Origin of the sequence: Brevibacillus sp. DP1.3A (genome assembly GCF_013284245.2) — a bacterium.
In the GTDB taxonomy this organism is placed as follows: Bacteria; Bacillota; Bacilli; order Brevibacillales; family Brevibacillaceae; genus Brevibacillus.
On sequence record NZ_CP085876.1, the window covers coordinates 628,926 to 643,021 of the forward strand.

The 14,096-nt window shown below is 45.5% G+C and carries 12 protein-coding genes; 11 read left to right on the plus strand and 1 reads right to left on the minus strand.

All coding sequences use genetic code 11. The annotated features are described in order from the left end of the window. Positions 1-107: 107 nt before the first annotated feature. The 10 genes from spoIIID (at position 108) to HP399_RS03275 (ending at position 11,577) form a co-directional block, all read left to right on the plus strand. On the plus strand, positions 108-392 hold the full coding sequence (gene spoIIID, locus HP399_RS03230; RefSeq protein WP_003388385.1) for a sporulation transcriptional regulator SpoIIID: 285 nt from the start codon (positions 108-110) through the stop codon (positions 390-392). Positions 393-473: 81 nt separating this feature from the next. Further along, the gene (locus HP399_RS03235; protein ID WP_017252335.1) at positions 474-1,490 is read left to right on the plus strand and encodes a rod shape-determining protein; all 1,017 of its coding nucleotides are present in this window, start codon (positions 474-476) and stop codon (positions 1,488-1,490) included. Positions 1,491-1,497: 7 nt separating this feature from the next. Beyond that, positions 1,498-2,493, plus strand: a complete 996-nt coding sequence (locus tag HP399_RS03240) for a flagellar hook-basal body protein (protein WP_173619689.1) — start codon at positions 1,498-1,500, stop codon at positions 2,491-2,493. A 15-nt stretch (positions 2,494-2,508) separates the two neighbouring features. Next, positions 2,509-3,345 carry a flagellar hook-basal body protein gene (locus HP399_RS03245; RefSeq protein ID WP_173619688.1) on the plus strand — a complete coding sequence of 279 codons (837 nt, stop codon included), beginning with the start codon at positions 2,509-2,511 and terminating at the stop codon, positions 3,343-3,345. A 34-nt stretch (positions 3,346-3,379) separates the two neighbouring features. Beyond that, entirely contained in the window at positions 3,380-3,634 is a 255-nt protein-coding gene (locus HP399_RS03250) for a DNA-directed RNA polymerase subunit beta (RefSeq protein ID WP_007722063.1), read from the plus strand. A gap of 130 nt (positions 3,635-3,764) precedes the next feature. Next, entirely contained in the window at positions 3,765-4,286 is a 522-nt protein-coding gene (locus HP399_RS03255; RefSeq protein WP_039960720.1) for a CDP-alcohol phosphatidyltransferase family protein, read from the plus strand. Positions 4,287-4,450: 164 nt separating this feature from the next. Continuing rightward, positions 4,451-4,909: a 3-hydroxyacyl-ACP dehydratase FabZ gene (fabZ, locus tag HP399_RS03260; RefSeq protein WP_056486932.1), complete on the plus strand. Its 459-nt coding sequence runs from the start codon at positions 4,451-4,453 to the stop codon at positions 4,907-4,909. 113 nt (positions 4,910-5,022) lie between these two features. After that, positions 5,023-5,760: a WecB/TagA/CpsF family glycosyltransferase gene (locus HP399_RS03265; protein ID WP_173619687.1), complete on the plus strand. Its 738-nt coding sequence runs from the start codon at positions 5,023-5,025 to the stop codon at positions 5,758-5,760. A gap of 27 nt (positions 5,761-5,787) precedes the next feature. Then, positions 5,788-6,888, plus strand: coding sequence for a glycosyltransferase family 4 protein (locus HP399_RS03270; RefSeq protein ID WP_173619686.1), 1,101 nt, complete (start codon positions 5,788-5,790; stop codon positions 6,886-6,888). A 174-nt stretch (positions 6,889-7,062) separates the two neighbouring features. Continuing rightward, positions 7,063-11,577, plus strand: a complete 4,515-nt coding sequence (locus HP399_RS03275) for an S-layer homology domain-containing protein (protein ID WP_173619685.1) — start codon at positions 7,063-7,065, stop codon at positions 11,575-11,577. A 76-nt stretch (positions 11,578-11,653) separates the two neighbouring features. Here the strand turns inward: HP399_RS03275 and HP399_RS03280 are convergent, their stop codons facing one another. Then, positions 11,654-12,313 (minus strand): YigZ family protein, encoded by a 660-nt coding sequence (locus HP399_RS03280; RefSeq protein WP_173619684.1) that lies wholly within the window; start codon positions 12,311-12,313, stop codon positions 11,654-11,656. A 272-nt stretch (positions 12,314-12,585) separates the two neighbouring features. Here HP399_RS03280 and HP399_RS03285 point away from each other — a divergent pair, with 272 nt between their 5' ends. Continuing rightward, on the plus strand, positions 12,586-13,794 hold the full coding sequence (locus tag HP399_RS03285) for a TolC family protein (RefSeq protein ID WP_173619683.1): 1,209 nt from the start codon (positions 12,586-12,588) through the stop codon (positions 13,792-13,794). Positions 13,795-14,096: the final 302 nt, after the last annotated feature.

Sequence of the window (14,096 nt, forward strand, 5' to 3'; positions counted from 1 at the left end):
AAAAAAGATGCGGCCGTGCTGGCTTGTCAGGCTTGGAAACGTAGAATATGTGTCCCTACGCACCCATATATTGTATCAGACAATGTAGATACAAGGAGGCGAGTAATGTGCACGACTACATCAAAGAGCGGACCATCAAAATCGGCCGATATATTGTAGAGACAAGAAATACGGTTCGGATGATCGCTAAAGAGTTCGGTGTTTCGAAAAGTACTGTGCACAAGGACTTGACAGAGCGGCTGCCTGAGATAAATCCAGAGTTGGCGAACCAGGTTAAGGAAATTTTGGAATATCACAAAGCCATCAGACATCTTCGGGGAGGCGAAGCGACCAAAATCAAGTACAAACGTCGTAGTAAAAAAGTACGAGTAGAACAGGAGGAGAGTGTGTAAGAAAGAATTTCCTTGTCCTCTCACGTAGAAGAGCCTATGATATTAGGTAGAAATGTAACTGGTAATCAGGGAGGACCTTTCATGTTTGGCAAAGATATCGGAATCGACTTGGGCACGGCCAATGTCTTGGTTTTTGTAAAAGGCAAGGGAATTGTCCTAGACGAACCATCTGTCGTGGCAATAGATAGTAAAACCAGAAAAGTTTTGGCCGTGGGAAATGAAGCCTATCGCATGGTAGGCCGCACCCCAGGAAATATCGTAGCGATCCGACCTTTGCGAGAAGGGGTTATCGCGGATTTTGAAATCACTGAGGCCATGCTAAAGCACTTCTTGAACAAAATTGGTGGAAAGAGCATGTTTGCCCGTCCGCGCATTTTGATTTGCTGCCCGACCAACATCACGTCTGTTGAGCAAAAAGCAATTCGTGAAGCAGCTGAGCGCAGCGGTGGAGCAAGAGAAGTATTTATCGAAGAAGAACCGAAAGTTGCCGCAGTTGGGGCAGGTATGGACATTTTTCAGCCGTCCGGTAATATGGTAGTGGATATCGGTGGGGGAACGACCGATGTAGCGGTATTGTCGATGGGCGATATTGTCACGTCTTCCTCCATTAAAATAGCAGGCGATACATTCGATGTGGCTATTATGCGTTACATAAAAAATAAATACAAATTGCTGATTGGAGAGCGTACGGCTGAAGATATCAAGGTTCAGATTGGAACCGTATCCGGCGGACGCCAGGACGAAATGGACATTCGTGGTCGAGACATGGTAAGCGGCTTGCCGCAAACGATTACCATTCGCTCCACTGAAGTCCAGGAAGCCCTGGCTGAGTCGGTGAGTGCGATTGTACAAGCCTCAAAATCTGTTTTAGAACGAACACCTCCGGAGCTTTCTGCCGATATAATTGATAAGGGTGTTTTCCTGACCGGTGGCGGCGCATTATTGCACGGTATTGACGAGATTCTGGCAGAGGAGCTGAAGGTTCCTGTGCTGGTAGCGGAAGAGCCAATGATGTGCGTTGCAAAAGGAACAGGAATGATGCTGGACTATTTGGACAAGATGCCGGCTCACTCGAATAAGCGATTATTCAGGGGGTAAGATTTAAGTGATCAGAGGCTTGTATACGTCTGCATCTGGCATGCTAGCATTGCAGAACAGGCAAGAATCGCTGGCGAACAATTTAGCAAATATCAATACACCCGGGTTCAAACAGGACGTGGGTGTCATGCGTGCATTTCCAGAGCAATTGCTCTCCCGCATGAATGATCATGAAGGACTGGATGTTCCAGGCGTCCCTACTATGCCTGGACAGCCTGCCATTATCGGGCGTTTGCACACAGGGGTATACATGTCGGAGGCGCTGCCGAATTTTGCGCAGGGGGATATTGAAGAGACACGCAATCCGTATGATATTGCGTTGATGGACAATATTCAGCCAGATCAGAATGGCAATGAGCGGCGGTTGTTTTACAGTGTGGCGCGGATTGAACAAGCAAATTTGGCTCAGCCAGCACAGCAAGAGGATATCCGCTATACAAGAAATGGTAACTGGAGTGTGAATTCAGATGGTTACCTGGTGACAGCGGAAGGGTATTATGTGCTGGATAGTTCTAATCAGGCAATTCGTATCAATGATCCCGCACTTAGTACCAATGGTACCAATGTCGGTCAAAACCTGAAAATTACCGAGCGTGGCGAATTGATGCAAGTTACCATTGATCCAATTACAAAAGCAGAACAGTATACGGCGCTTCCTACTCATGCTAGATTGGGACTCGCGGTGGTAACCGATCCGCTAAAGCTAGTACGCGAAGGAACGAATGTTTTCCGATTTGAAGGCGACATAGCGGTGGAAGGGATTGATTTGGCAGAAGCCAACGATCAGGCTGCTAGAGCAGCAGGTATATACACTACCCCTATGGTCGAAGGACGCTTCGGTACACAACAGGGCTGGCGTGAACGCTCGAATGTAGACCCAGCTCAAACCATGACGAGTATGATGAGTGTGCTTCGCGCCTATGAAGCGAACCAACGGGTGATTACCACGATTGACGGTACGCTGGACAAGGCTGCTAATGAAATTGGTCGGGTTAATGGATAATAGGAGGTAGGAAGGATGCAGTCGCTTAATATTTCCACATCAGCTATGCGCGGTATTCAGCAAGCGTTGGACAATACAGCCAACAACCTGTCGAACATTGATACGATTGGGTACAAGCGCAGGGTCGCATCGTTTTCCGAGCTTCTCACAGACTCAATGAATGAGCAGCCGGCAGCGGACAACCAAAATCGTAATACACCAGCGGGGATAAGAATCGGTAGTGGAGCGCATCTTGCCATGACCAAGCTGGATCTCGGTCAAGGCAGTCTCAAGCAGACAGATGTGCCAACAGATGTTTTGATTGAAGGAGATGGCTATTTTTTGGTCACTCGTAAAATCAAAGATTCGAATAACATCACTGTGGATGAAGAAAGTCGCTTTACGCGTAATGGTTCCTTTAAGGTCAGTTATGATAATGATGAGCAAGGATACGTATTGCACACCAGTTCAGGTCATATATTGACAGATGAGGACGGTAAGAATATCGTATTGCAAGAGCCAGTAAAAAACATTGAGATTTCTCCAGACGGTACTATGAATGCTGATGGTTTGCTGGTCCCGGTAAAAATTGGTGTATGGAATGTAGATAACCCTGATCAGCTAAAACAAGTCGGTGAGAATCTGTTTGATGCCGAATTGGTTTTCATGGCAGGAGGACCAAAAATTAAATACACCAGTTCTTATGATAATGGTGTAACATTGCGCCAAGGTGCTCTCGAATCATCGAACGTCAGCATGACAGAAGAAATGTCCCAACTGGTGAACATTCAACGTGCGTATCAATTGAACTCACGCGCAATCGGCATCAGTGATCAAATGATGGGCATTGCTAACCAACTCAGAAGCAGATAACCCATATAATTTCAACATGACGGAGGAGAGGAGCATGGAACAAGGGAAGAGCAAACGTTTCCCGCGTCAGACCGAAGAAGTTAAGTCAAAAGGAAAAGAGCGGGAACGGAGCGGCAAGAATTGGCGGCTGAGAGTTGCCAAGATGGTGCTGGTCCCACTCCTGCTGTTTTTCTCACTGGTCATTGGTCTGATGATCGGATACGGTGGAGTTGGCAAGAAGCCAATGTCTGATGTATTCGATCTAGGAACCTACAAGCATATGTGGGATTTAATGTTTGAAGATACGTAAAAAGCTAGCTGGACAAGCCCGAACCTATGGTTGGGGCTCCTTTTTTTTCGAGGACTTGTTGTGGTGTTTGTCCACAGAGTATAATAGGTCGAGTGGTTGAAAAAGGAAGTGACGATTTGAATACGGAGGGATGTCCGTGAATCTTCCTAATTTGCTTACGATCTTTCGCATCGTGCTCATCCCTTTGTACCTGTATGTCTTTTTTTCGGAGTTTCCGTATCATGTTGAAATCGCTTTAGGCATTTTGATTTTGGCGGGAGTGACCGATATTGCGGACGGGTACATCGCGCGGAAGCATAAGCTTGTGACCACCATCGGAATGATGTTAGATCCTCTGGCAGATAAATTAATGATGCTGGCGGTCATCGCCTCATTATTTTTGACAGATCGAATCAGTATATGGGCTGCCCTGTTTTTCTTTGTGCGCGATCTGGCAATGATAGTAGCAGGAGCTGTTTACCACTTCCGCGGAAAAAAAACCGTCCCGGCAAACGCCTACGGCAAGCTGACAACCGTTCTTTTGTATGTGGTCATTCCGCTGGTGATGTATCGCTATGAGTACAGTGAAGCGATACTTTGGTCAGTTATAGCGTTCTCCTTTATTGTGAGCGCGATTTATCTGGCAAAGGCTCGACTATTGAACCGCGTGTAAGGGTGAAAAAGAGCACTTCCCACTCTTTGGGGAGGAAGTGCCCCTTTTATCTTAACCCCGCTTGTCCGTTCAACTGGGGCGGGAGTTATGTATATTGTTTCGTTGGTCAAAGGGTATTCATGCATAGACAAGTCTAGTTAAGTATGGAAATGGAGCGATACATAATGGAAATCAAAGCGCCTTTGGATATTATGCAAATTCAGGAAATCATCCCGCATCGTTACCCGTTTTTGCTAATTGACAAAATCGAAGAGCTGGAGTTAGGAAAAAAAGCGGTTGGAATTAAAAATGTTACGGTAAATGAACCGTTTTTCCAAGGCCATTTTCCTGGTTATCCAGTCATGCCTGGTGTCCTTATTGTGGAAGCATTGGCACAGGTTGGGGCAGTAGCGATGCTTAGCATGGAGGAACATCAAGGAAAAATCGGACTGTTCGCAGGTATTGATGAATTCCGTTTCAAGGATCAGGTGAAGCCGGGAGACACGCTGGTACTAGAGGTTGAGCTTACTCGTGTACGTGGAACCGTCGGCAAAGGGCATGGCAGAGCACTGGTAAATGGGAAAGTAGTAGCAGAGGGTGGATTGATGTTTGCCCTGACGGCAGGAAATAAGGCACATTCATGATCATCTTGAATGTGCCTTTCTTTTCGGGTAGAATGGCTAATGGGCAACTCCATGCATGAATAAGGTAGTTTAATTAAATATTCATTTAATAACAAGCACTTGAAGGTGAAGAAATGACCAAACAGGTCGCAACCATATTAGATGTGCCATTTACGACTCGCGGCTTCCGTGAGACTGTCGATCATATAACAGAGCGCATACAAAGCGGTCAAAAGACCCATGTAGTGACTGCTAATCCTGAAATCGTCATGGTAGCGAGAGAGAATCGCGCTTTCCGCTCTATTGTAGAACAAGCCTATGTCGTTCCAGATGGAATTGGAATCGTGTACGCTGCTAAATGGACGAATCAACCGATTTATGAGCGCGTTACCGGTGTGGAGCTTCTGGAAGCGCTCATGGCGAAAGCCGATCAACATCAGTGGGGCGTGTATTTACTCGGCGCCAAGCCAGATGTCATTCATTTGGCAAAAGAGAAACTGAGTGATCGTTATCCGAACGCCCGAATCGTCGGATGTCGGGATGGCTATTTTCGCCCAGAGGAAGAAACTCAACTTGTACAAGAAATTGCCGAAGCGAAACCGCAGCTTCTGTTCGTCGCGCTGGGTGCGCCCAGACAAGACGAGTGGATGGCGAAGTATCGCGATCAATTAAATGCCTCCCTGATGATGGGGGTAGGCGGAAGCTTTGACGTCATTTCCGGGAAAGTGAAGCGCGCTCCCGAGATTTGGCAAAAACTGCATTTGGAATGGTTTTATCGACTTGCTTCTGAGCCTTCCCGCTGGAAGCGTCAACTGGCTATTCCTCGGTTTGTTCTAACCGTACTGAAAGAAAAATGGAGTAGCCGTTCCTAGATGCATCCGTAGAGAGGAGAACAGTCGATGTCTACACTAATCCTCGGATTTCTGACTTCGCTGATCATATCGTTTATTGCAACACCGTATGTTAAAAACCTGGCTGTAAAAGTAGGCGCAGTGGATGCCCCGAATCAGCGCAAGGTACACACGCGAATCATGCCACGTATGGGTGGCTTGGCTATTTATATCGGTTATCTAGTTGCGTTCTTCCTATTTGTCCCGTATACAAACATATCGGAAATGCTGGGAATTTTCATCGGAAGCACGATCGTTATGGTCGTCGGCATGCTCGATGACAAATACCAGCTCTCGCCAAAATGGAAGCTGCTCGGACAGCTAGTCGCAACAGCGATTGTCGTCATTCCTTTTGGCTTGAAGATCGGCGTCGTGAATCTGCCGTATAGCGGAAGCATTGATTTCAGCAGTGGCTGGCTCTTCTGGCTGGCGATTCCGATTACAATGTTTTGGATTGTCGGGGTAACGAATGCGGTGAACCTGATTGACGGTCTCGATGGGCTGTCGGCAGGTGTGTCTGCGATTGCTGCAGGGACAATGGGTGTCATGGCCTTGTTGATGGACGATTACAAGGTAGCGACTTACTGTTTCGTGCTCCTCGGAGCGATCCTGGGCTTTCTCTACTTTAACTTTCATCCGGCTCGTCTGTTCATGGGCGACACCGGTTCGCTTTTCTTGGGCTTCAACCTGGCTGCCCTGTCGATCATGGGCTTTAAAGAAGCGTTGTTCGTTTCTTTTATCATTCCAATCGTCGTGCTGGGTGTACCGCTCTGGGATACGTTCTTCGCCATCGTGCGCAGGATCGTAAACAAAAAGCCGATTTCGAGCCCAGACAAAGGGCATTTGCATCACTGTTTGCTGAACATGGGTCTGTCGCACCGCTCGACTGTACTCACGATTTACTCGATCAGCATTTTCTTCGGGACGATGGCGATCCTGCTGACGAAGACGACGAAGTGGACTACGATTATTGTCATGGTCGCACTGTTAATCGTTATTCATCTCGGAACGGAGATCGTTGGACTCGTTAGCCGACGTCACCGTCCACTGATCAATGCATATCGACGGATTAAAATTAAACAGACCGATCAACAGCGTCGGACGAATTAGAAATAAGCAGAGCCCTAGCATCCTTTTGGTGCTAGGGTTTTTTTTCGCCAATATTTAGGGGGAAACACTTAAGTGAAAAAGGGAATTGTCCGATAAAGATAGGGAGAATTACATTGTCCCATTAATAGTGTGGGACACATAAGAGGTTTCAAAAATAAACGGAGAGGTGAAAATATGAACAAGTCCTATCAACAATTCCGTCGTTGGCTGGTAATGTGCCTGACGATGATGCTGATTGTTACAGGTGTTATGCCAGCGGTACCAGCTTTTGCGGCGCTGGGTTCCAATTGGAATACTGCGTCAGGTATCAAGACACCACCATCTAGCTATGTCATCAGCGGGGGTGGCACAAGTTATAGCGACCCGATTAAGACAAAATCCAAATTGGTATACCAAGTCGAGCTTTTCTATAAGGATGCCACTAAAAATGGCCAAGGCTTTGATGTTTTAATTGATAATGTTCCACTTCCGAACAATCAACTATTTGTAAACGAAAAAATTACACTGCCTGATTTTCAACTGAATAGCAGTGGAGCAGTAACAAAAGTTACAGTGAGGCCAAAAGTAACGGTGGATCCAACGAACGATACAGCAGAGATTTACTTCCAGTACACACCAACCCCTGCTGCTCCAGGAACAGGTCCGCTAATTTTTGATAACGCCGGAGCGGGTAAGCATCAAAGTGACCCTATCAAGGTAACAAATAGAACAGTAACGAATTTGAAATACAAATATAATGTCTCATCCGCAGTGGATAAATCACAAGCTGTCGAAGTTCAGGTAAACGGAGTAACCGTTCGAACTGTAACCGGTCCCGGAAGTACCTTGCCAGATATCGATTTATCTCCTGGTCTGAATGCAGTTCAGTTGTTTGCACCGAATACAGGAGAACGTGCCATTGTATATTACGAGTACAACTCACAGAACAGCCCGATCTCCATTACCAACTTCTCTGGAGGAACGACAGCCTATACTCCAGTGATTTATGGGGACTCTACTATTACCTTGATCGGTACGTATGGAAGTGGAGTAACGGGAAGCAGCTTGCGACTGAAGCTGATTACGAACAACGGCAGCTCCATTCAAGACTTAGCCAACACTGCACCAGCGATTAATGGTAGCACTTTTACATTTAATAACATCAGCTTGAAGCCCGGTCTGAATCAGATCGCTTTTTACGAAAAGGTAGGAAATGTAACCAAAGAACACTACCAGTTCTATGTTCAATACAACAACACACCGCTTGTTAGTGATTTGAAAGTAAATGATACACCATTGAACGATCCGAATGTCAACACGAGTCCGACTTATATCACGGTTCCATCGGTCAACCGTCTGAATTTGAATCTGGACGGGAAAGCGCTAAATGCAGATTCCGTTGAAGTGAAAAACCTGCGTACAGGTGATGTAGTTAAAACACAGGTGAACCGTACAGGTTCATTTGGATTGAGTGTACCATCCCAGCTTGGCGAAAATACTTTGGAAATCAGAGTCTTTAACCAAAACAAAGAGGTAGGTACCTTTGTCCGTAAGCTGTTGGTCACCACTACATCCTCTGGAAGCTCTGATCAATTTTATAAAGTAATGTTGGGGGCAGTACCACTTTTGCCTAACCAGCAAGCGACGATATCAGGTCCTGCTTCTTCTTCTGCCATGGAGTTGAATGGCGCTGCACTGTTGAAATTTGTAGACATTGCTGGTGAACAACAGTTCCAGGAATTTAAAATTACCATCTCCGAGGGTGCGACGAAAAAAGAATACAAGAATGCAGACGGGGTAACCTTTACTCCGATTGGCAACCCGCAAAGCGGATTTACGGAATATGCGGTAAAAATGTCGGTGCCAGCGGGTAGCTTCGTGGACGGTAAAACGTACAAGGTATCTTTGAGCTATCAATACCTGACAAAGGCATCGGATAATACAGTAACTTCTCCATCAGGCTTTATTAATGTCGCGAATTACGAATACGAATTCAAATACTTGGATAGCTCTAAGCCGAGCATTTCACAAGTGATTAATTTGGCAAATGCACAAGTATTGTCTCCAACGGCTGCGAATATCATCGTTACTTCACCGTTGGAATTGAAGGCAGTTACGAAAAATATACCAAATCCAACTACTGCAACGATCACGTATAACGGGCAAGCGTTAACTTCAGGAACAGACTATGTAATTACGGCTGGGACAGATGATTTTACGCTTACTTTGAAAAAGCTGCCCCAGGGTCAAGGGAAACTGGTGATTGGGTATACTGGTGCAGCGGGTTCATTATCTGCTGCTTACACTCTGGATATTCGTATTACCCCATTTGCTCAAATCACCTATGTAGATGCAACTGGACAGGTACGCAGCTTTGAAGATGGATATCAAGTAAAGAGTGAAAATGACATCCGAAATCTCGACGGGAAAGTGTACAACTATGTATTGAAGGGTGGCACCACAAGCAACATTGAGGCAACCTTAAATGGTACAAAAATCAATATTAAAGATAGTGATATTGACACAAACAAGGGTACGTTCCTTATTGAGAAGGGTGAGCTGAAATACAAAAAAGGCAACAACGTCCTGAAAATCACCTTGAAAGACGATCCACAAACAGTTTTCACCTATAATGTTTCCTACAACTCATCCAAGACGCCATCGGTAGAGGATGTGAAGCTGGAGATCATCTCCAATGGTGATACGGAAGAGCTGACCAAGAAAGCTGGAGATGCATCTTATAAAACCGGCGCCAACTTCTTGACCAACTTGAGCTTTACAGTAAATGATGCAACACATGTCTACATTGAAAAGAACGGGAAGCGTATCAATGATTTCCGCTACAAGAGTGGAGATTGGGAACAAGATACGACGAACCAGGAGTACGTAAAAGCACGCCTCGAAGCAGCGTTGAATAACGATTTGGAAGACTTGTTCGATGAGCACAACATTGATTCACAGTCACGTTCCCGATTTGAAGGGAAGATGACTACGAAGAAATATGGCGACCTTGTTGAAGAAGTGCAAGATGCTGTGACTGATGCCAAAGAACAGGAACAGAAACTGGCCCTTTTCCCACTGACACTGAAAAAGGGTGGAACAACGGTCTACACCATCGTAGCTGAAGATGACAATGGTACTGTCATTCGCTATGACATCAACATCGATCAGAAGTATTCCAGCTGGGAAGTTCTTTCCCCAGTAAAAGCAAAAGAAAACGATCCATATGTTATCGTAAATAGCAACAGTGCTGTTGTGAAAGTGTTTGCGGAAAATGCGGACAAAGTATTGTTCGGCAAAACAGAGGCAAAAGTAACCAATACAAGCAACCCTGACTTCTATTACGATGACGATCAAGGGAAAACAATCCCTGAGACTTACTATGTATTTACATCTACAGTTCCACTTAAAAAAGGTCTAAACATAATTAAATTCTCGGTCGTGGTAGGCGATAGCACCTATAAAGACGAAATCAAGATCTACAATGCGAGTTCGACTGTAAATGGTGCAGAATATCGTGATGTATTAGGAAAGAAAACTGCTTTTAGTGTGTTTGATAAGCAATTTGAGCTGAAGTTTCCGAAAGGTACAGTATTGCTGTCACCAGATGATAGCCGTGCTGGTCAAGAAGTGAAGAATCCAAACGGAGATATTTTTGTCGATGTACCTCTATACTTCGGTATGGCAGACCGGACAACAGGACAAATATCCATCGATGAGGATAATCTGGAAGAGCGACTGGTACTGGAAGCAAACTTCAACTATGCAAGTCCCCTGTACTATGTGGATGCAGGTGATACAGAAGCTCCCGGTGGTCGTGATCCATACTTCGATGAAGGCGATGCAGAAGACTTCAAGAGCCGTTGGCAAGACAATCTGGTTCCTAGCCTTCGCGGTACAATTACCATTAAATACGATCCATCCATCGTAAACGCAGCGAATAACATCCTGACGGTTTTCTACCACAATGGGGATGAGTGGAAAAATATTGGTGGCGTAGTAAGTACAAGCAAAAAGACTGTTACGGTGCCGTTTGCTGGTTTTGGTTATTACATGGTCATGAAAACGAGAGAAACATACGATGATGTCATTCGACATGATTTCGCTCGTGATGCAATTGAAACGCTGTACGCCAAAGGAATCATGCCAGCATACAGCGGAAGCAGCTTTGGGGCTAACCGTGACATGACTCGCGGCGAATTTGCAACGATGCTGGTCAAATCGATGGATCTGCCAATTAACGCTGGACCATATCGGGATAGCAACGAGCGTGATCCGTTAGAACCAACCTTTACTGATGTTCGTCCGAATCGCGATTCGTGGGATTATCAGTACAAATACATCGAGACAGCTGCTCGTGCAGGGATTATCCGTGGAAAACAACCAGGCTACTTCCGTCCAGATGAAAATCTTACTCGCGAAGAAGCTGCAATCATGATCTCACGTGCACTTAATCTCAAATTGGGTACACTCGATGCTTCTAAGGTGGCTTTGAACAAAATGTTCTCAGATGCCAAAGACGTTAGCTACTATGCAGCTCCATCCGTACTTGCTGTCAGCAAAGCGAAGCTGATGAACGGCGAAATAGATAATCCAGGTGAGAAAAAGTCAACCTACAGCTTCAAACCAACAAACAACCTGACTCGTGCTGAGATGGCTGTCATCACCATTCGTGTCATGGTCCAACTCAAAAAACTGCCTAAGCAGTAAGTCGAGATAGTTCGCCATATATAATAGAAGAAAAGCTGAAGAGGTCATCGCCTCTTCAGCTTTTTTTATGGAGAAATTACTCTTCTTCCGCATCTCCAACCGCGTCTACAGGAACCTCTACATATTCCTTCTCCCCCAGCACGATCTGAGCTTGTCCATTCGTTAAATCAACCATCCGAGCGACAAACTCATCCTGTTCTCCCTCGGGGATCAGCACATGCGCGGTCACCTTGTCTGTAAAATCCGTACCACTCACGCGATGTTCACCTAGACGCAGTTCGTTTTCCACCTTGCCCCACCACGTATAGTCCACGCTGACAGAGATCGTCTGATGCAGCGTGTGCACCACGATCTTTGCAGCCTTCAATGCAGTGACCGTTCCAGCTGTATAAGCCCGGACGAGTCCACCAGCCCCAAGCTTGATTCCGCCGAAATAGCGAGTGACGACCACGACCGTATCCTTCACGCCGTTTTTCTTGATGCATTCCAGGATCGGCTTGCCTGCCGTACCGCTAGGCTCCCCGTCATCACTCGAGCGCTGAATCTGATCGTTTTCACCGATGACAAAGGCAGAACAGTTATGGGTAGCGTCCCAGTGCTTCTTTTTGATCATCGCGATAAACGCTGTCGCTTCTTCCTCAGTGGTAACCCGCTGGGCATATCCGATAAAACGGGAGCGCTCAATGACGATATAGTCCTCACCGTAGCCAGCGATGGTTTTGTATTGGGTAAGCATCGTACAATCACCTCAAGAAAAGGATAGCATGCCAAAGAAATGTTGGCGAACACTGAAATGTTTTTGACACATAATCGTAGTACTCTATGTGGTGCTTTTGGAATAAAAAAGGAAAGGGAGGAGTTCCTTATGATTCCCTTATGAAAATGCTGGTATGGCATAATTTTGCGTGTGAGAAGGATAACTCTGTGATATAGTGATCTTGGGACAAACCACATATTTAATGTGGTTAATAATTTTATGCTCAATATAAAATGAAGGAGTGGAATTCAGTGAATTTTCCATATTCGAAAAAGAAATGGATGTCTATCAGTTTGGCGGCATTATTAACAACAGCCCTTGGCGCAGGAACCTTGACGGCATCTGCGAATACAGGCTCCGATCAAGCAAAGGCACCTACGACTGTACAAGCATCTAACGATAAAGTAGCAGCTGAGGCAGGCAAAGATACTACTACAACGCCTGATACTGCCGCAGCAGAAGAGTTGACGTTGGATAAAGCGATTGAAGAAGCTTTGAAAACAAACGTCTCATTACAAAATGCTCGTTTGGATGCGAAAAATGCAGATATCAACAACTCGATTACCTATAGAAGCACGGCGCAAATGACAGCAGACATGCTGGAATCGTTGGATGCAGCGCAAGCAAAGTATGTGAGAAGCGCCCAAAGTGAAATGACCAAAAAGCTGAATGCCCTCGCTGTTAAGACTACAGAAGGAAAAATCAAGCTGGGCGCACAAGATGCCTATTACAAGCTGATTTTTGCTCAGGATGACCTGAACTTGAAAAAACAAAGCTTGGCTCGTGCAGAAGCACAATTGAAAGTAGCTAAGGCTGCATTTGATGTGGGAACCAACGCGAAGACAGACGTTCTTGAAGCAGAAATGGGCGTAGCAGGTGCAAAAGCTCAATTGACGACTGCGGAAAACAACTTGGAAATTGCCGTGATGGATCTGAACGATTTCCTTGGCGTTGATCTGCAAAAAGAATGGAAAGTCGTCTCTGCCAATAAGAAAATGGCTCCAATCTCGATCACCGTGAAAGATGCAGAGAAGCAGGCCCTCTCTAAACGTTTGGAGATTACCAAAGCAGAAGAAGAGCTCAAGCTAGCTGAGTTGAATGTGAAGCTGATCGCCGAGTATACTGCGGCGTCAACTCTCTCTGGTCAACAAGCTCGCAACAACGTCGAGAAATCGCAGCTTGCCATTGATGAGGCAAAACGTACCGTTTCGAAAGATGTTGCACAGGCATACCTCAACCTAAACGCAGCTCGCGAGGCGATTGACTTCCAAAAAGCAGCAAAAGATTCTGCAGCTGAGAGCTATCGCTTGAAAAATTTGCGTTTTGAAAATGGACTCGCGACGACTTTGGAAGTAATCCAATCGGAAGAAGCATTGTCTACTCGTGAGAACGAGTACCAAAAAGCTATCCTGACTTACAACTTGGCTGTCGTAAACTTTGAGAATGCATTAGGAAATTAACCTAATGTAAGCAAGATTTATGTGCTTTTGAACCAAATTGGAAAAAGGTTCAGTCGTGACAGCCCGCCATATGTCCCCTATAATACGGATTGTGGCGGATGTCACTTCGTACATAATGAACAAGTGAATAACGAACCACGAAAAAAACTTCAATTTTTTTTCGAAGGCGCCGCAACTTTTGATTCGCTCAGGCGTTTAATAGGATGTCACACGAAAAACGGGGAATTGTGTAAAAAAGATTCACGAATTCTAGCAGTTGTGTTACACTAGTGATTGTTGCATTTTACACAATACTGAATATA